Genomic DNA, 17,213 nt, shown 5'->3' with positions numbered 1-17,213 from the left:
TCAACTTACCTCGCCAATGCGCGGATCGATCACCCGGTACAGCAGGTCGATCGCCATGTTCAGCAGCACATAAATGAACGACACCAGGATTGCGAAGCCCATCACCGCCGGGAAATCCAGGGCCTGGATCGACTTCACCACGTAGGCGCCCATCCCCGGCCAGGCGAATACCGTCTCGGTCAGTACCGCGCCGTACAGCAAATCGCCCAGGGTCAGGCCGAGCACCGTCACCGAGGGGATCAGGGCGTTGGGCAGGGCGTGGCGCAGGATCACCGCCCAGCGCGACAGGCCGTAGGCCCGGGCGGTGCGGATGTAGTCTTCGCCCAGTTGGTCGAGCATGGCCGAGCGGATCTGCCGAGCCACCACCCCGAGGTTGACGAAGCCCAGGGTCACCGCCGGCAGGATCAGGTGCTGCAGGGCATTGAGGAACAGCGGGATGTCCCCGGCCAGCAGCGAGTCGATCAGGTAGAAGCCGCTGACCGTGGGCGGCGGCTCCAGGCCTTCGTCCAGGCGCCCGCTGCCGGGCAGCCAGCCGAGGTGGCCGTAGAACAGCACGATCAGCCCCAGCCCCAGCCAGAACGCCGGGGTGGAAATGCCGGTGACCGCCAGGGTGCGGGCGATCTGGTCGATGAAGCGGTTGTGATAGACCGCCGACAGCACCCCCAGCGGCACCCCCACCAGCACCGACAGCAGCAGGGCGGCCAGGGCCAGCTCCAGGGTTGCCGGAAAGAAGCTCTGCAGGTCCTCCAGCACCGGGCGGCTGGTGCGGATCGAGGTGCCCAGGTCGCCGTGCAGCAGGTCGAGCATGTAGCGCCCGTACTGCTGGTACAGCGGCAGGTCCAGGCCCAGCTGGTGGCGGATGTTCTGCACGATGGCATCGCTGGCCCGGTCGCCGGCGATCAGCCGCGCCGGGTCACCGGGAATCAGGTGCGAGATGGTGAAGGTAATCAGCGAAACCCCGACCACGACCAGCAACAGGCCGAGCAGGCGTTTGCGCAACATATTCAGGAAGGCCATGAGGCAACCTCGTTAACGCTTGACGAACGGCAGGGGGCACGACGGCCCCTCGCCGGGGACACGGCAACCCGGCGCCGCCCCGTTTCAGGGGCCGGCGACGGGGAACGCAGGGCCGGTCCTACTTGCTGATTTCGGCGATGTTGAACACCTGTTCCAGCATCGGGTGGAACACGTAGCCCTTCACCGAATCGCGCATCGGCAGGCTGTAGTTCTTCTGGTACAGGTAGGCGTAGACGTTGTCCTTGAGGACGATCTTCTGCGCCTTCTGGTACAACTCGATGCGCTTGGCGGTGTCGTTGGTGGCCGCGGCATCGCGGATCAGGCTGTCCACCTCGGGGTTGCTGTAGAACGAGCGGTTGCCCGGCAAGCCCTGCAGGCTGGAGTCGAACCAGAAGTTCATGAACATGTAGGGGTCGGCGAAGTCCGGGCTCCAGGAGCCGATGGCCACGTCGTAGTCGCCCTTGCCCACCCGTTCACGCATGGTGGCGTTGGCCAGCTTCTCCATCTTCAGGTTGATGCCCAGGGGCGCCAGGCCCGCTTGCAGGGTCAGGCCGATGGACTCCCAGTTGGCGTCCTTGTCCGAGTAGAGGTAGGTCAGGTTGCTGATTTTCTGCGGGACCTTGGCCAGGCTGGCCTTGGCGCCGTCGAGGTTCTGCTGCATCAGCGGCAGGCTCGGGTCGTGGGCCCACATGCCGTCGGGGATCGGCCCGTTCATCAGCTTGGCCTGGCCCTTGAGGATGCCGTCGACGATGCCCTTGTAGTCGATGGCCTGGACCAGTGCCTGGCGCGCTTCGACGTTGTCCAGGGGCGCACGCTTGTTGTTCAGGTACAGGTAGTTGACCCGCAGCGAGGGGAAGGTCTGGATCACGATGCCTGGCTTGCCGGCCAGGGTGCCGAGCTGGTCTTCGGGCATGTCCTCGATGATGTCCAGGTCGCCGCGTTCCAGTTGCAGGCGGCGCACCGAGGCCTCGCTGATGATCTTGATCACCACCTTGTTCAGGCTCGGCTTGGGGCCGGCGTAATAGCTGTTGGGTTCCAGCGTCAGCGCCTGGCCCTTCTGCCAGTTGCTCAGGCGGAAGGCCCCGGAGCCGGCGGTGTGGGTCGAGAGGTAGGCGTTGACGTCCTCGCCCTTGTTGGCCACGTCCGGGTTGATGATGCCGCCGCCGTTGTGGGCCAGGGTGTAGAGGAAGGGCGCGTAGGGTTTCTTCAGGGTGAAGCGCACGGTCAGCGGGTCGACCACGGCCACGCTCATGTCATCCGGGAAGGCGCCGGACGGGCCTTGCTTGAGCTGCATCAGGCGGTCGAAGGAGAACTTCACCGCGGCGGCGTCCACCGGCTTGCCGTCGTCGAACTTGTTGCCCGGCTTGAGCTTGAAATCCCAGGTCAGGTTGTCGGCGGAGGTGCTCCAGCTCTCGGCCAGGTCGCCCTGGACTTCGGTGCTGCCCTTGCCGTTCTCGACCTTGTAGGTCACCAGCTTCTGGTAGGCCGGGTAGGTCACGGCCCAGTCGTTGTTGTCGATGGTCACGGCGGGGTCGAGGGTCTGCGGGTCGGCGGCCTTGCCGATCATCAGGGTGTCCTTGGGCGCGGCGGCGCTGGCTGCCTGCCACGCGCCCAGGCTCAGGGCGGCGCACAGCAGGGACAGGGCGACACGGGTGGACAGACGCACATCAGGGTGATTGCGGTTAGGGGTCATGCCGGTTTCCTTGATCATTCGATGTTGGGAAGTTCGTCAGGTTTTTTATAAAAGCTATAACCGGGCAGTTGTTGCTGAAGCAGTGTTGCAGTAGGACCGGCTTGGGGCAGTTAGCTGCCTGTTGTTGTGGCCGGTGGGGAACGGGAAATCAGTGTTCGAAGGGCTGGTCGTGCTCCTGGATCAGGGGAAAGTCCTCGGCGTTGGGCAGCTCGTAGTGCCACCACTCGGTGGGGATCGCCTCGAAGCCGGCGCTGAGCATGATCCCCAGCAGCATCAGGCGGTTGCGCTGCACCTGGGGCGGCAGGTCGCTGTAGAACTGGTGCGACTTGGGCTCCATGGCGTCGAAGGCGGTGCCCATGTCCAGCGGCTCGCCGGTTTCATCCACCAGGGTCAGGTCCACGGCCACGCCCCGGGTGTGGTGCGAGCCCAGGCGCGGGTCGCGCACGTAGTCCGGGTTGGGCAGGGCCTGCCACAGCAGGTGCTGGGCGTAGGCCGGGCGGTAGGCGTCGTAGATGCGCAGGCCCAGGCCGGCCATGCGTGCCAGCTGGCTGGCCTTGTACAGGCAGGCTGCGGCGTCCTTGTGCAGCAGGCAGCGGGCGTTGCGATAGATCACCTGGCCGGCCAGGTTGTCGGCGCTGGCGTAGATCAGGTCGATCTGAAGCTGATGGCGCTGGGCGTCGATTTCGACAAGGGGGCTGTTGTTCACTCACTCACTCCATCTGGGTTAACGCTTGAAGGTCAGGACTCGAACTGGCCGAAGGCTTCCTGCAACTGTCGGTTCTTGGCCAGGCGCTGGTCCAGGCGCTCGCCATAGCCCTCGGCCACGGCGGACACCATCAGGTTGAACAGGCAGGTCAGGGGCGCGAGGGAATCCCAGAACTGGCCGACATCGGTTTTCAGTTGCAGCAGGTCCAGCGGGTAGTCCCGGGCCCAGGGGCACTGCAGGTCGGTGACCAGGGCCAGGGGCAGGGCGTTGGCATTGGCCACTTCGCAGAAGGTCTGGGTGATGCTGGAGTAGGCGCGAAAGTCGGAGATGATCGCGTAGGGCTTGGCAAAGCCGGAGTTCAGGGTCTCGGCGTAGATGCCTGAAAGCCCGTCCACGTAGTAGACCTTGGGCCGGATGTATTCCAGGTGGCTGTGGAAGGCGTTGAGGATGCCCCGGGTCGACTGGATGCCGATGATGAACACCGCGTCGGCCTCGACGATCTGTTGCACGATGGCGGCGAAGGGCTGGCTGCGGGCCAGGCCATAGACATGCTGGATGGCCTCGATCTCGCGATGCATCGAGCGCTCCAGGGCATCGTCCTGATGGGCTTCGCTGCGAAAGGCGCCGAGCCGATCGGTGATCAGCCAGGAGGCCGGGGCATCGCCGCGCAGGCCTTGCTTGACGTCATCCAGGTTGCGATAGCCCAGCGAGCGCAGGAAGCGCCCCACGGAAATCCCCGTGGTGCCGGCTTGCTGGGCGATGCTGTCGGCGGTCTCGAAGGGCAACTGCTGGAGGTTGGCCAGCAGGTAGGTGGCGATGCGCTTGCCGGTGGGGGTCAGGCTTGCAAACTGCTGTTCCAGGGTGACTTGGAAACTGTTCTTGTCCATGACCATCTCGCCGGGCGTTCGCTGGAAATGTTATTTGTGTTTCATTTTTGTATCTCGTGTTAGAAACATAACATCGGCTTTCGCGACAAGACAAGGCTTTTGTCCGGGGTGGTCGTTTTCGGCAGAAAGTGACGTTGCCGGCTATCTCAGCCCGATGGAGGGGAAGCGCTCAGCCAGCACCCGAGGTCGAAGATGGCGGCTTCCACACTGCTGCTGCGGCCGCTCCAGCTGCAGGCCAGCATCAGGTTGCGCGGCAGGTTGAAGTCCTCCACCGCAAAGCCCTGGGCGTCGCGCCCGGCGTGATCGTGGGGCACCTGCCGGCGCAGGGTGGCGGGGCCTTCGAAGTAGGCCCACACCGGTTTGCCCAGGGCGACCGCCGCGCCCACTTCGAAGGCGGTGCCGGAATCCGGCTCCAGGCCGCGAAAGTCATTCAGGTTGGCCAGCAATGCATCGCAGCCGCGGATCATCTGCAGGTTCTGCCGGTAGATCCACTGCGCGGTGGCTTCTGGCGTGAGGCGAGGTGGCGCCTGGTTATCCAGGGGAAACAGGCCGTGCAGGCCCTGGGCGCTGCACAGTTGCTTGAGGTATTCGCCATGGGCCGGGGCGTCGGCGCGAAACACATCGAAGCCGGCGAGGTAGATACGTGGAGGCATGGAGAGGGCTCCTGGGTTCAGTCCAGTGGCTTGCTCATGTACACCCGGTGCAGGCCGTGCTCCACGGCGCGGTGGGTTTCCACGTAGCCGTGGCGGCTGTACAGGGCGATGTTCTCGCTCATGGCTGCGTTGGTGTACAGGCGCACGCAACTGTGACCGGCGGCCACGGCCTGTTGTTCGGCAAAGGCCAGCAGTTGCCGGCCATGGCCCCGGCCCTGTGCCTCGGGGTGGACCGCCAGGTTGTCCAGCAGCAGGGCTTGATGGGCGTCCAGCAGGACAACGAAACCGGCGATTGCCTGCTGCTCCTCCAGGACCCAGACCTGCCGGGCCAGCACCAGGCACGAATAGTCTTCGAGCATGGGCGCCGGTTCCCGGCCGATCCGCGCGATATAGGGCGCATAGGCGCGCTTGGCGATGCCTTCGATGGCGGCGAGGTCGGGCAGGGCAGCGGGGCGAATGGTCGGCGGCATGGGCGCGAGTGCTCGGGTAACGGCGGGGTGGGGCAATCATAGGCATAAAAAAACCACCCCGTGGGGTGGTTTCTTCGGTGGGCTTATTCGCCGCGGTAAATGCAGCCGCTGGTGCAGGTTTCGTGGATGCGGATCGCACTCAGCTCCGGCAGCAGGGGCTTGAGCTCATTCCAGATCCATTTGGCCAGGACTTCGCTGGTGGGGTTTTCCAGGCCGGGAATGTCGTTCAGGTAGTTGTGGTCCAGGCGCTCGTACAGCGGCTTGAAGATCGCCTTGATTTCCGAGAAGTCGCGGATCCAGCCGGTGTGTGCGTCGACCTCGCCACTGAGGTGGATCGCCACCTTGAACGAGTGGCCATGGAGGCGGCCGCACTTGTGGCCCTCGGGCACGAAAGGCAGGCGGTGGGCGGATTCGAAGGTAAATTCTTTGAAGATTTCCACAGTGTCGGTCAGCTCTGTCAGATGGCTATCGCCCGGGGGCGAGTTGAGGCAGGCGGCGAGTTTATCAGCTTGCCCCGGCGCTTGCGGAAAAACCCTGACTAAAGGGTCAGTCCGCAGCGGCAAGCCTTCTCTAGAGGCTCTGCAGGCGCTCGCCCAGGCGATTCTGCGCCGCCAGTTCGAGGAATTCGTCCCCCAGGCGCCGGCTTTCGTCCATGGCGCTGCGCCAGTATTTTTGCCGGCCGGCGTCATCGCCCATGAAGCGCTTGAAGTCGTTGCGGTCCGGCAGCTTGCCGTAGGGCAGGCGCGCCAGGTATTCCTTCGATGGCGCCAGCAGCAAGACGTCCCGCAGGCGCTCCGGGCTGGCCCGGCGCCAGGGCAGGGTCTTGTCGAACCAGCCGGGGATCACCCGGTCGGTGAAGTGCGGGTAGAGCACGATGTCGCTGCCGCTGTAGGGCAGGTCCAGGTGGTAGTCCAGCAGGCCGCCGTCGCGGAAGGTGCCGGCCCCGGCGCCGGGCAGATCGCGCACGCCCTGCATGACCATGGGGATCGAGCCCGAGGCCAGCAGCGCCTGGCGCAGGTTGCCGCGGTCCAGGGGCACGAAGCGCGAGGGGAAGTCTTCCAGGGTGTGCAAGGGCGGGGCCAGGCGCGGGTCGTGCAGCACCAGGCGCTCGAAGTGCCGGGCCAGGCGCGCGCGGCCCCGCAGATTGTCGGCGATCACCGAGGACAGCCCCAGGCCGAGGCGCCCGCGATGGTCGTCGGCGAGCAGGCCGTGGCTTTTGACCACCATGATGTTCAGCCGGTAGTGAGGGTTGTCGAGGATCGAGGCGTCGCGGCCCTCCAGCAGGTCCTCGAGCATGCGCCGGGAGCTCTGGCTGATCTGCGCCATGGTCACGCCCTTGGCAAAGCTCTGGGCGTTGTACAACTGGCCGAGGCGGCGGATGCCTTCGGCGGCGTCCGGCAGGCAGGCGCTGGCGAAGCGCCAGGAACCCACCGAGGCGCCGATCAGCGAGCGTTCCCGGGGCGCCGATGGCAGCCATTCACCGAACAGCGCCAGGTCCAGGCCCTGGATGCCCAGGGCCTTGGGGCCGCCGGCGGCGCCGGGCAAGGTGCCGACTTCACGGGGGTGCAGGCCTTGCCGGCGGATGCGGGCCAGGGCGCGGGGGCCGGCCTTGAGGGTCAGGGCGGGAAACTTGATATGGATGGCGGTCATACCGGGCTCACTCTTGAATCAGCCGCCGAGTATAGAGACACCTGGGGCCGCGGGCCGAGTGAAACCTGTGTCAGACCCATGCTGGCCATTCAGTTTCAATTAAGTTGCCTTGGGTATGGTCTGCGGCATCGGCCTTTGGCCACCGACTTTGGAGAACTGCCATGAAGACCCTTGCCGCGCTGTTCGGCGCCAGCCTTGTCGCCCTGACCGCCAGCCTGGCCCACGCCCGCGACCTGGGGCCGGACGAAGCCCTGAGACTGCGCGACGCTGGTACCATTGTGTCCTTTGAAAAACTCAATGCCACGGCCCTGTCCCGGCATCCTGGGGCGAGCATCAGTGAAACCGAGCTGGAAGAAGAGTACGGCAAGTACATCTACCAGGTTGAACTGCGCGACCCGCAGGGGCTGGAATGGGACCTGGAACTGGACGCCGTGAGCGGCCAGGTACTCAAGGATCATCAGGACACCTAATGAACCGCACTCTGCGCACCGCCGGCAGCCGTGCAGCCCTGGCGCTGCTGCTGTTCTGCTCCCTGGCCATGGCCCGCGACCTGGACCAGGACGAGGCCCTGCGCCTGCGCCAGCAAGGGGTGATCCTGCCCCTGGAGCAACTGCTCAAGCAGGCCATGGACCGTTACCCCGGGGCCAAGCTGCTGGAGGCCGAGCTGGAAGAAAAGCACGATGTGTACATCTATGAAGTCGAGCTGTTGACTGTGGACGGGGTGGTTCGCGAGCTGGACCTGGAAGCCGCCACCGGGCGTTTGTTGAAAGATGAGGAAGACGACTGATGCGCCTGCTTGTGGTGGAAGACCACGTATCCCTGGCCGATGAACTGCTTGAAGGCCTGAACCGCCAGGGCTACGCCGTGGACTGGCTGGCCGACGGCCGCGACGCGCTGTACCAGGGCGCCAGCGAACCCTATGACCTGATCATCCTCGACCTCGGCCTGCCCGGGGTGCCGGGCCTGGAGGTGCTGCGAAAGTGGCGCGCCGATGGCCTGGCAACGCCGGTGCTGGTCCTCACCGCCCGCGGCTCCTGGGCCGAGCGCATCGAGGGGCTCAAGGCCGGCGCCGACGATTACCTGAGCAAACCGTTCCATCCCGAAGAGCTGCACCTGCGGGTCCAGGCCCTGCTGCGCCGCTCCCATGGCCAGGCCAACCAGCAGACCCTGCAGGCCGCCGGGCTGCACCTGGACGAGGGCCGGCAATGTGTGGTCCGCGACGGCCAGGATGTCTTGCTGACCGCCGCGGAGTTCCGCCTGTTGCGCTATTTCATGCTGCACCCGCAGCAGATCCTGTCCAAAAGCCACCTGGCCGAACACCTCTACGACGGTGAAACCGAGCGCGATTCCAACGTCCTTGAAGTTCACGTCAACCACCTGCGGCGCAAGCTGGGCCGCAGTGTGATCGAAACCCGCCGCGGCCAGGGTTATCTGTTCGGCGGAACCGCTTCGTGAGATCGATCCAGCGCCGCCTGAGCCTGGGCCTGATCACGGTGATGGTGGTGGTCGGGCTGCTGCTGGCGCAGACCAGCCTCTGGCTGTTCGAGGTGGGCCTGCAACGCTACCTGGAAGCCGGCCTGCGCAACGACAGCGAGAGCCTGCTGCTGGCCCTGGTGCGCGGTCCTCAGGGGCTGCAGCTGGATGAACGGCGTCTGTCGCCGGCCTACCAGCGGCCGTTTTCCGGGCACTATTTCCGTATCGATTTTGCCGATGTGCACTGGCGCTCGCGCTCGCTGTGGGACCAGGAACTGCCGCAACTGGAGCGCGCCGGCCTGCAGGGCAACCTGCAACTGGGGCCGGAGGGCCAGCAACTGCTGGTGCTGCGCAGCGACTACAAGCGCCTCGGGCAGTCGATCTCCATCAGCGTGGCCCAGGACTACACCCCGGTGCGTGAAAGCTTCCAGCGCATGCGCCAGATCGGCCTCGGGCTGGGGCTGGCCGGGCTGCTGCTGATCCTGCTGCTGCAACGCCTGACCGTGCGCCGCGCCCTGCGCCCGCTGGAAACCGCCCGCGAGCAGATCGCCCAGTTGCAACAGGGCCAGCGTTCGCAACTGGATGCCCAGGTGCCGGTGGAACTGGAGCCCCTGGTGGCGCAGATCAACCACTTGCTGGCCCATACCGAAGACAGCCTCAACCGTTCCCGCAATGCCCTGGGCAACCTGGGCCATGCCTTGAAGACCCCGCTGGCGGTGCTCCTGAGCCTGGCGTCGAGCCCCAGGCTCGACGGCCACCCCGAGGTGCGCAGGATGCTCCAGGAACAGTTGGAGCAGGTGCAGCAGCGCCTCAATCGCGAACTCAACCGCGCGCGGCTGGCGGGGGATGCGCTGCCCGGGGTGCTGTTCGAGTGCGATGCCGAGCTGCCGGGGCTCCTGGCGACCTTGAACATGATCCATGGCCAGCACCTGGAACTGAGCTACCAGGCGCCACCGGGGCTGCGCCTGCCCTGGGACCGGGAAGACCTGCTGGAGCTCTTGGGCAACCTGCTGGACAACGCCTGCAAATGGGCGGATGCCCAGGTGCGCCTGAGCGTGGAAGAGCGGCCGCAGGGCTTCTGCCTGGCGGTGGACGACGACGGTCCGGGCATTCCCGAAGCGCGGCGCGATGAGGTATTCGGCCGGGGCACGCGCCTGGATGAACAGACCCACGGCCACGGGCTGGGCCTGGGCATCGTGCGCGACATCGTCGACGCCTGCGGTGGAACCCTGAACCTGGGGGAAAGCGAGTGGGGCGGCTTGCGGGTAGAGATCGAACTGCCCAGGCGCTGAACTTGCCGGGCGCCAGGTTCGGCGCCCGTGGCGGCTATCGCAGCCTGCGGCAGCGGGGTCAGACGCGGAACTGATCCATCAGGCTCTGTTGCTGGTTGGCCAGGCTGTTGAGCGACTGGCTGACCCGCGCCGATTCATTGGCCTGCTCCGACAGCGATTCGGTGACATCGCGAATGGTCGCCACGTTGCTGTTGATCTCTTCGGCCACCGCGCTCTGCTGTTCGGCGGCGCTGGCGATCTGCAGGTTCATGTCGCTGATCACGGTTACCGCATCGCCGATCTGGCGCAGGGCGGTGACCGCCTGGCCCACTTGTTCGACGCTGCCCTGGGCCTGGCGATGGCTGTTGTTCATCGAACCCACCACCTCCCGCGTGCCGTTCTGCAGTTGCTCGATCACCAGGCGGGTTTCTTCCACCGACTCCTGGGTGCGCTGGGCCAGGTTGCGCACCTCATCGGCCACCACCGCGAAGCCGCGGCCGGCTTCCCCGGCGCGAGCGGCTTCGATGGCCGCGTTCAAGGCCAGCAGGTTGGTCTGCTCGGCAATCGAGCGGATCACTTCCAGTACCGTGCCGATCTGCTCGCTGTTGGCGGCCAGGCCTTCGACCTGGGTCATGGCGGCGCTCATGTCGGCGGCCAGCAAGTCGATGCTGCGGGTGGTGTGGTCGATCACGTTCAGGCCCTGGCGGGTGGCCTGGTCGGCATCCCGCGCGGCCTGGGCGGCCTGGGCCGCGCTGCGGGCCACGTCCTGGGCGGTGGCGCTCATTTCATGGGAAGCGGTGGCCACCTGGTCCACCTGGCGATACTGCTGCTCCATGCCGGCGCTGGTCTGGGTGGCGATGGCCGAGGACTGGTCGGCGGTGCCGCGAGCGTCCTGCACCGAGCGTTTTACCTCGGCGATGATCGGCTGCAGCTTGTCCAGGAAGCGGTTGAACCAGCCGGCCAGTTGGCCCAGTTCGTCCTGCTTGTCGTAGGCCAGGCGCCGGGTCAGGTCGCCTTCGCCGCTGGCGATGTCTTCGAGCATGTGGGCCACGCCGAGGATCGGCCGGGTCACGCTGCGGGCCATCAGCCACACCAGCAACAGGCCCACCACCGCGGCCAGCAGGCCCAGGCCGAGCTCGATCAGGGTGCCGCTGTTGTTGCGCGCATCCAGCTCGCTTTTCAGGGCTTCGGCCGGGCCTACCAGGACTTTTTCCGGCACATCCAGCAGTACGCCCCAGGCCTTGCCACCGGGGATCGGGGTGAAGGGCGCCAGCACCTTGAGTTCACGGTTGCTGTGCAGGCTCTGGGTCTGGGTGCTGTTGGCCAGCAGGCGGATCAGCTCGGCGCCGTTGGTGGTGTCGACGCTGTCCAGGCGCTGGCTGAGCTTGCTGGCGTCCGGGCTGTAGCCGGCCAGCAGGCCCACCGGGCTCAGGATGCTGACGTTGGTCTGGCCGGCATAGAGGCGCTTGCTGGCGCTCTGGCTGATGGCCTGGAGGCTGTTGAGGTTGATGTCCACCGACAGCGAAGCGATGACTTTGCCGTCCACCATCAGCGGGAAGACGATGCTGGTCATCAGCACCTTCTGGCCGTCGATGTCATAGAAGTAGGGTTCGATCACGCAGGGCTTGAGGGTGCTGCGCGGGCAGGTGAACCAGGCGTTGGCCGGCTGGCCGCTGGGGCCGGTGCGGGTGTCGCTCATGTCGCTTTCGGGCAGTGACATGGAGGTCAGCTTGCCCGGGGTGGGTTGGGACCAGTACAGGGCGAAGCGGCCCTTTTCGTTGCTGCCCAGTTCGCTCTGGCCGCCGAACAACTCGTCCTTGCCGTCCAGGGCGTTGGCTTCGAACACCAGGGACAGGCCCAGCAAGTCGGGGTTGGCCTGCAGCGCCGACTTGACCTGGCGGGTCAGGTCCTCGCGCAGGTCGAAGGCGTCGAGGAAGCGTTTCTCGGCCTGTTCCCGCAGGAACAGCACCTGGCGCGAGAAGCCGTGGCCGTATTGATAGGCGTCCATGAATTGCTGGCGAATGCCCAGTGCCTGGACTTCACCCTGGGCCTCGATCCGCGCCTGGGCGGCTTCGTTGAGCATCTCCATGCTCGAGGCCTTCACCAGCTCGGAGCTGAGCTCCATGCGATACAGCGAAAGCCCCACCAACAGCGACACGATGCCCAACAGGCAGAGTCCGGCCAGCAAGGTGATTTTCCATTGGATGGAAAGTTGTCTGAGCGACATGGAGACGTCCTTTATTCGATAAATATCTGAGACTTTGCACTGTAGCGGCCGACCAATGGCGTTCTTTAAACGCTTGTTCGAAATAAACCGCGAGGCGCTGGGGCTGCTGTGCAGCCCAGCGCGAGCAAGCTCCCTCACCACGGGTACGGGGTTGGTCTTGGGGGCTTTACGAGCAAGCTCGCTCCTGCGGGCGGCGGGGTGCGGGGTTTTGACAAGCCGGGTCGGCTGCTGCAAAGTGCGCCCCCCTAATAAGAACCTCTTTCATTTCGATGTCGGCAGCCCGCTGCCTTCCGGTCGGTCACAGGCTTTTGCGCCATTTTTAGCGGCGCAGTAATGAGGTAACGATGATTAACGCAGTAATTGCCGCGGTTGGCGTAATGCTGGTGCTCAGCCTGTCCCGCGTGCATGTAGTGATCGCCCTGATCATTGGCGCCCTGGTGGGCGGCCTGGCCGGCGGCCTGGGCATCGAGGCCACGCTCAAGGCCTTCAATAGCGGCCTGGGGGGCGGTGCCACCGTGGCCATGTCCTACGCCTTGCTCGGTGCTTTCGCCGTGGCGATTGCCAAATCCGGGCTGGCCCACGCGTTGGCGGACAAGATCCTGCTGCTGGTGGACCGGCAGGACGCCAACGGCGGCGGCCAGGTCAAGTGGCTGCTGATCGGCCTGCTGTGGGTGGTGGCGATTGCCTCGCAGAACATCCTGCCGATCCACATTGCCTTCATTCCGCTGCTGGTGCCGCCGCTGCTGTATGTGCTGACCAAGCTGCAACTGGATCGCCGGCTGATCGCCTGTGTGATCACCTTCGGCCTGATCACCCCCTACATGTTCCTGCCGGTGGGTTTCGGCAACATCTTCCTCAACGAAATCCTCCTGGCCAACGTGGCCCGCAGCGGCGTCGATATCAGCCAGGTCAACGTCACCCACGCCATGGGCATTCCCGCCCTGGGCATGCTTTGCGGCTTGCTGCTGGCGTTCTTCAGCTACCGCAAGAAGCGCGTCTATGACCTGGACCGCATCGAGAAGGTCGAGCAGGTGGCGGTGCAGTACAACCCGCGGACCCTGCTGGTGGCCGCGGCGGCCATAGTCGCGGCGTTCGTGATCCAGCTGCTGCTGGACTCGATGATTATCGGTGCCTTGTGCGGTTTTCTGATTTTCTCGGTGTCGGGCATCGTGCGCTGGCGCGAGACCGACGAGCTGTTCACCGAAGGCATGAAGATGATGGCCATGATCGGCTTCATCATGATCGCCGCCTCGGGGTTCGCCGAAGTGATGAAGGCCACCGGCGAGGTCAATTCCCTGGTCCAGGCCTCGGCGGCCTGGATCGGCCACAGCAAGGGCGTGGGCGCCTTGCTGATGCTGCTGGTGGGCCTGCTGGTGACCATGGGCATCGGCTCGTCGTTCTCCACGGTGCCGATCCTCGCGGCGATCTTCGTGCCTTTGTGTGTGCAACTGGGCTTCAGCCCGCTGGCCATCGTCTGCATCGTCGGCACCGCCGGTGCCCTGGGCGATGCCGGTTCGCCGGCCTCGGACTCGACCCTGGGACCGACCTCGGGCCTGAATATCGACGGCCAGCACCACCACATCTGGGACACCGTGGTTCCGACCTTCCTGCACTACAACCTGCCGCTGCTGGCCTTCGGCTGGGTGGCGGCCATGGTCCTCTGATCATCTCGCTCTCGTAGACGTCGGGGGTTGTCGTAGGAGCTGGCTTGCCAGCGAAGGCATCGCCAAGGTCGGTGCAAGGCTCGAGGGCCCCTTCGCCGGCAAGCCGGCTCCTAGGGGTTCAGGCTCAACTTTTTTTTTGGCGTGCCGTTAACGGCATATCACGCCAATAAAAAACCAAGAGTGAGCCCCCTATGCGCTTGAGCCTGAAGGCCAAAGTCCTGTCCCTGGCAGTACTCCCGGTACTGCTGTTCGCCCTGGTGATCAGCCTGAGCACCGTGCTCATGCTGCGCCAGCAGGCACAGAAGGAAGTCGAGGAAACCCGCAACCGGCTGCTGACTGAAGCCAAGGCCACCCTGCAGAGTTATGTGGAAGTCGCGCTGACTACCGTCAAGCCGCTCTACGATGCGGCGGCGCAGGGCGATCAGGCCGCCCGGGCCGAAGTGGTCAAGCTGCTGTCCAATATCAGCTATGGCAAGGACGGCTACTTCTTCGGCTACGACTCCGAGACTGTGCGCCTGTTCAAGGGCAACAGCCCGGACGGCGTGGGCAAGAGCTTCAAGGACAACCGCGACCCCAATGGGGTGTACGTCAACCGCGAGCTGGTGCGGGTCGGCAAGGACGGCAGCCACTATGTGCAATACAGCTCGACCCAGCCGGGCAGCGACGTGCTGGTGCCCAAGCTGGGCTACACCGAGTACCTGCCCAAGTGGGACATGGTGCTGGGCACCTCGGTCAACCTCGATGGCATCGACGCCCAGGTCGCCGCAGTGCAGAGCAGCGTCAACCAGCGCATGGAAGGCATGGTCCTGAGCATCCTCGGGATCGCCGCGGTGGTGCTGGTGGTGATCGCCGCCCTGGGCATGCTGGTGGCCAACACCATGCTGCGCCCGCTGAACCTGATGAAAGCCAACCTCGACGATATCGCCGCCGGCGAGGGCGACCTGACTCGGCGCCTGGCCATTACCAGCCAGGACGAACTGGGGCAGTTGGCCGGCTCGTTCAACCGCTTTGTCGACAAGATCCACGGCCTGGTGCGGCAGATCACCGAGATGACCGGCCAGCTCACCGAACTGGTGACCCAGGTCTCGGATCAGGCCCAGCGTTCGGAACAGGCCATGGAGCGCCAGCGCCACGAGACCGATCAGGTGGCCACGGCGATCAACGAAATGTCCTCCGCAGCCCACGAGGTGGCCCGCAGTGCCCAGGGCGCAGCCGTTGCCGCCCAGCAGACCGATGAAGAGGGCCAGGCGGCCAAGCGCGTGGTGGATGGCAGCATCCAGCAGATCCATGCGCTGGTCAGCGATATCCGCAACAGCGGTACTTCCCTGGACAGCCTGCAGCAGGACGTGACGTCGATTGTCAGCGTGCTGGACGTGATCCGCTCGATCGCCGAGCAGACCAACCTGCTGGCCCTGAACGCCGCCATCGAAGCGGCTCGGGCCGGGGAGGCCGGGCGCGGTTTTGCGGTGGTGGCCGACGAAGTACGGGCCCTGGCCAGCCGCACCCAGCAGAGCACTCAGGAAATCCAGGGCATGATCGACCGCCTTCAGCAGGGCACCCGGGTGGCGGTGGACGCCATGCGCCGTTCCAGCGATGCCGGCGACGGCACCTCGGTGAAGGCCAACGAAGCCGGGGCGTCGCTGGACACCATGGCCCAGTTGATCGGCACCATCAATTCGATGAACGCGCAGATTGCCAGTGCGGCGGAAGAACAGACTGCGGTGGCCGAGGAGATCAATCGCAGCGTGCATCAGATCGCCGTGGCGGTGGACAGTGTGGCCGATGAAACCCAGCGCGGCGCCCAGACTTCCCGCAGCCTGGCGGACCTGGGTCAGCGCCTGGGGCGGCTGGTGGGACAATTCCGTATCTGAGGGCGGGGCGCCGGTGGCTGGTGTAGCCGCTGCCGAGCCTGCGAGGCTGCGAAAAGCCCCGAAGGGCCTTGCGTGGCGGTCTTTTGGCAGCCCACCAGAATGTCCCACCGCCCCCGTCAGCAGCTACATCAGGGTGTTAACTGCACGGCTCAGGCGCTGATATCGCGCATCAGCAGGCCAAAGCGCAGGTCCACCTGATCAGGGATCGGCAGATACACCGTATGGCCGTCCCCTGGCGCCACTTCGATGGCTTCGCCCTTGGCGTTCTGCAACTGGTGCAGGTCGAAGTGGAAGTTGCCCCGAGGGGTCATCAGTTCCATGTGATCGCCCAGGGCGAAACGGTTTTTCACCTTCACTTCGGCCAGGCGGTCGCGGCGTTCGCCGGTCAGTTCACCGACGAACTGCTGGCGCTCCGACACCGAGCTGCCGTTCTGGTAGTTCTGATACTCGTCATGCACATGCCGGCGCAGGAAACCCTCGGTGTAGCCGCGCTGGGCCAGGGACTCCAGATCGCTCATCAACTGGCGGTCGAACTCGCGGCCAGCGGCGGCATCGTCGATGGCCCGGCGATAGACCTGGGTGGTGCGTGCGCAATAGAAGTGCGACTTGGTGCGCCCCTCGATCTTCAGCGAGTGCACGCCCATGCGGGTCAGGCGCTCCACGTGCTGCACCGCCCGCAGGTCCTTGGCGTTCATGATGTAGGTGCCGTGCTCGTCTTCGAAGGCCGGCATCAGCTCGCCCGGGCGATTGGCTTCCTGCAGCAGGAACACCTGGTCGGTGGGGGCGCCCAGGCCCAGGGTCGGCTCCGGCTGGTAGCTCTGCACGATGTCGCCCACGGCATTCTCGGTGGCCGCCTGGGCGCTGTATTTCCAGCGGCAGGCATTGGTGCAGGTGCCCTGGTTGGCGTCGCGCTTGTTCATGTAGCCCGACAGCAGGCAACGCCCGGAGTAGGCCATGCACAGCGCCCCGTGGACGAAGACTTCCAGCTCCATGCCCGGCACCTGCTGGCGGATTTCCTCGATCTCCTCCAGGGACAGTTCCCGGGACAGGATGATCCGGGTCAGGCCCTGCTGCTGCCAGAACTCGACGCTGGCCCAGTTCACCGTGTTGGCCTGCACCGAGAGGTGGATCGGCATCTGTGGGAAGTGCCGGCGTACCAGCATGATCAACCCCGGGTCGGACATGATCAGCGCATCCGGGGCCATCTCGATCACCGGCGCCAGGTCCTTGAGGAAGGTCTTGAGCTTGGCATTGTGTGGGGCGATGTTGACCACCACGTAAAAGCGCTTGCCCTGGGCCTGGGCCTCGCGGATGCCGAGGGCCAGGTTGGCATGGTCGAATTCGTTGTTGCGTACCCGCAGGCTGTAGCGCGGCTGGCCGGCGTACACCGCGTCGGCGCCATAGGCGAAGGCGTAGCGCATGTTCTTCAGGGTGCCGGCGGGGGCCAGGAGTTCGGGTTTGGCGAGGAGCGTCATGGGGCTGTCGGTCGCAAAAGGTCGCGAGGGTAAGCCAGTGCGCTAGGGTATTCATTGATCTGGATCTATGCCGACAGCAGAAAAAACGGCACTCGGCGCCGCGGCCGGGGACTAAGCCTCAGGACGCTGATTTTCCGCGTGACAGACCTGGACCTG

At 65.3% G+C, this 17,213-nt stretch carries 16 protein-coding genes and 1 pseudogene; 6 read left to right on the top strand and 11 right to left on the bottom strand.

Annotated elements, in window-relative coordinates; all coding sequences use genetic code 11:
• The 8 genes from AC07R1_RS09710 to AC07R1_RS09675 all read right to left on the bottom strand — a co-directional run bounded on the left by AC07R1_RS09710 (position 1) and on the right by AC07R1_RS09675 (position 7,076).
• Positions 1 to 1,017 carry an ABC transporter permease gene (locus AC07R1_RS09710; RefSeq protein ID WP_011062309.1) on the bottom strand — a complete coding sequence of 339 codons (1,017 nt, stop codon included), beginning with the start codon at positions 1,015 to 1,017 and terminating at the stop codon, positions 1 to 3.
• A 118-nt stretch (positions 1,018 to 1,135) separates the two neighbouring features.
• Positions 1,136 to 2,710, bottom strand: a complete 1,575-nt coding sequence (locus AC07R1_RS09705) for an ABC transporter substrate-binding protein (RefSeq protein WP_011062308.1) — start codon at positions 2,708 to 2,710, stop codon at positions 1,136 to 1,138.
• A 148-nt stretch (positions 2,711 to 2,858) separates the two neighbouring features.
• Positions 2,859 to 3,416, bottom strand: coding sequence for a D-alanyl-D-alanine dipeptidase (gene ddpX / locus AC07R1_RS09700; RefSeq protein WP_015636370.1), 558 nt, complete (start codon positions 3,414 to 3,416; stop codon positions 2,859 to 2,861).
• Between the two features lie 32 nt (positions 3,417 to 3,448).
• A complete protein-coding gene (locus tag AC07R1_RS09695; RefSeq protein WP_015636369.1) occupies positions 3,449 to 4,309 on the bottom strand; it encodes a MurR/RpiR family transcriptional regulator in 861 nt (286 codons plus the stop codon).
• A 140-nt stretch (positions 4,310 to 4,449) separates the two neighbouring features.
• Positions 4,450 to 4,956 (bottom strand): nucleoside 2-deoxyribosyltransferase, encoded by a 507-nt coding sequence (locus AC07R1_RS09690; protein WP_011062305.1) that lies wholly within the window; start codon positions 4,954 to 4,956, stop codon positions 4,450 to 4,452.
• A gap of 17 nt (positions 4,957 to 4,973) precedes the next feature.
• Complete coding sequence (locus AC07R1_RS09685) at positions 4,974 to 5,426, bottom strand: GNAT family N-acetyltransferase (protein ID WP_015636367.1); 453 nt, start codon at positions 5,424 to 5,426, stop codon at positions 4,974 to 4,976.
• Positions 5,427 to 5,509: 83 nt separating this feature from the next.
• Positions 5,510 to 5,866 carry a 6-carboxytetrahydropterin synthase QueD gene (gene queD, locus AC07R1_RS09680; protein WP_011062303.1) on the bottom strand — a complete coding sequence of 119 codons (357 nt, stop codon included), beginning with the start codon at positions 5,864 to 5,866 and terminating at the stop codon, positions 5,510 to 5,512.
• Between the two features lie 130 nt (positions 5,867 to 5,996).
• Positions 5,997 to 7,076 carry a patatin-like phospholipase domain-containing protein gene (locus tag AC07R1_RS09675; protein ID WP_342402385.1) on the bottom strand — a complete coding sequence of 360 codons (1,080 nt, stop codon included), beginning with the start codon at positions 7,074 to 7,076 and terminating at the stop codon, positions 5,997 to 5,999.
• A 161-nt stretch (positions 7,077 to 7,237) separates the two neighbouring features.
• Here AC07R1_RS09675 and AC07R1_RS09670 point away from each other — a divergent pair, with 161 nt between their 5' ends.
• The 4 genes from AC07R1_RS09670 to AC07R1_RS09655 are packed head-to-tail and all read left to right on the top strand — an operon-like array spanning position 7,238 to position 9,841.
• Entirely contained in the window at positions 7,238 to 7,546 is a 309-nt protein-coding gene (locus tag AC07R1_RS09670; protein WP_011062301.1) for a PepSY domain-containing protein, read from the top strand.
• Complete coding sequence (locus AC07R1_RS09665) at positions 7,546 to 7,863, top strand: PepSY domain-containing protein (RefSeq protein ID WP_011062300.1); 318 nt, start codon at positions 7,546 to 7,548, stop codon at positions 7,861 to 7,863. Before AC07R1_RS09670 ends, AC07R1_RS09665 begins: the two co-directional genes overlap by 1 nt.
• Entirely contained in the window at positions 7,863 to 8,531 is a 669-nt protein-coding gene (locus AC07R1_RS09660) for a response regulator transcription factor (protein ID WP_011062299.1), read from the top strand. Before AC07R1_RS09665 ends, AC07R1_RS09660 begins: the two co-directional genes overlap by 1 nt.
• Positions 8,528 to 9,841: a sensor histidine kinase gene (locus tag AC07R1_RS09655; protein WP_495110471.1), complete on the top strand. Its 1,314-nt coding sequence runs from the start codon at positions 8,528 to 8,530 to the stop codon at positions 9,839 to 9,841. Before AC07R1_RS09660 ends, AC07R1_RS09655 begins: the two co-directional genes overlap by 4 nt.
• A gap of 58 nt (positions 9,842 to 9,899) precedes the next feature.
• Here AC07R1_RS09655 and AC07R1_RS09650 read toward each other — a convergent pair whose 3' ends face one another.
• Both AC07R1_RS09650 and AC07R1_RS09645 read right to left on the bottom strand, forming a co-directional pair.
• A complete protein-coding gene (locus tag AC07R1_RS09650) occupies positions 9,900 to 10,655 on the bottom strand; it encodes a methyl-accepting chemotaxis protein (protein WP_401402980.1) in 756 nt (251 codons plus the stop codon).
• Positions 10,656 to 10,757: 102 nt separating this feature from the next.
• A pseudogene (locus AC07R1_RS09645) lies at positions 10,758 to 11,828 on the bottom strand (cache domain-containing protein); the annotation flags it as partial.
• 566 nt (positions 11,829 to 12,394) lie between these two features.
• Here AC07R1_RS09645 and AC07R1_RS09640 point away from each other — a divergent pair.
• Together AC07R1_RS09640 and ctpM are read left to right on the top strand one after the other, a co-directional pair.
• The gene (locus AC07R1_RS09640) at positions 12,395 to 13,711 is read left to right on the top strand and encodes a Na+/H+ antiporter family protein (RefSeq protein WP_170866353.1); all 1,317 of its coding nucleotides are present in this window, start codon (positions 12,395 to 12,397) and stop codon (positions 13,709 to 13,711) included.
• A gap of 191 nt (positions 13,712 to 13,902) precedes the next feature.
• Positions 13,903 to 15,582, top strand: a complete 1,680-nt coding sequence (ctpM, locus tag AC07R1_RS09635) for a methyl-accepting chemotaxis protein CtpM (RefSeq protein WP_011062295.1) — start codon at positions 13,903 to 13,905, stop codon at positions 15,580 to 15,582.
• A gap of 149 nt (positions 15,583 to 15,731) precedes the next feature.
• Here ctpM and trhP read toward each other — a convergent pair whose 3' ends face one another.
• The gene (gene trhP, locus AC07R1_RS09630; RefSeq protein ID WP_019092843.1) at positions 15,732 to 17,057 is read right to left on the bottom strand and encodes a prephenate-dependent tRNA uridine(34) hydroxylase TrhP; all 1,326 of its coding nucleotides are present in this window, start codon (positions 17,055 to 17,057) and stop codon (positions 15,732 to 15,734) included.
• Between the last annotated feature and the right edge of the window lie 156 nt (positions 17,058 to 17,213).

This window comes from Pseudomonas sp. GW821-FHT07F01, assembly GCF_059418825.1.
The sequence above is the reverse complement of the archived record's forward strand: the minus strand, read 5'-3'. Positions and strand labels throughout refer to the sequence as shown.

Excerpts from the sequence above, each read along its gene's own strand:
- trhP (WP_019092843.1), bottom strand. The coding sequence starts at position 17,057 with ATGACGCTCCTCGCCAAACCCGAACTCCTGGCCCCCGCCGGCACCCTG.
- AC07R1_RS09685 (WP_015636367.1), bottom strand. The coding sequence starts at position 5,426 with ATGCCGCCGACCATTCGCCCCGCTGCCCTGCCCGACCTCGCCGCCATC.
- AC07R1_RS09665 (WP_011062300.1), top strand. The coding sequence starts at position 7,546 with ATGAACCGCACTCTGCGCACCGCCGGCAGCCGTGCAGCCCTGGCGCTG.
- AC07R1_RS09705 (WP_011062308.1), bottom strand. The coding sequence starts at position 2,710 with ATGACCCCTAACCGCAATCACCCTGATGTGCGTCTGTCCACCCGTGTC.
- AC07R1_RS09650 (WP_401402980.1), bottom strand. The coding sequence starts at position 10,655 with ATGGAGCAGCAGTATCGCCAGGTGGACCAGGTGGCCACCGCTTCCCAT.
- AC07R1_RS09695 (WP_015636369.1), bottom strand. The coding sequence starts at position 4,309 with ATGGTCATGGACAAGAACAGTTTCCAAGTCACCCTGGAACAGCAGTTT.
- AC07R1_RS09660 (WP_011062299.1), top strand. The coding sequence starts at position 7,863 with ATGCGCCTGCTTGTGGTGGAAGACCACGTATCCCTGGCCGATGAACTG.
- AC07R1_RS09670 (WP_011062301.1), top strand. The coding sequence starts at position 7,238 with ATGAAGACCCTTGCCGCGCTGTTCGGCGCCAGCCTTGTCGCCCTGACC.
- AC07R1_RS09710 (WP_011062309.1), bottom strand. The coding sequence starts at position 1,017 with ATGGCCTTCCTGAATATGTTGCGCAAACGCCTGCTCGGCCTGTTGCTG.
- AC07R1_RS09690 (WP_011062305.1), bottom strand. The coding sequence starts at position 4,956 with ATGCCTCCACGTATCTACCTCGCCGGCTTCGATGTGTTTCGCGCCGAC.
- AC07R1_RS09675 (WP_342402385.1), bottom strand. The coding sequence starts at position 7,076 with ATGACCGCCATCCATATCAAGTTTCCCGCCCTGACCCTCAAGGCCGGC.
- ctpM (WP_011062295.1), top strand. The coding sequence starts at position 13,903 with ATGCGCTTGAGCCTGAAGGCCAAAGTCCTGTCCCTGGCAGTACTCCCG.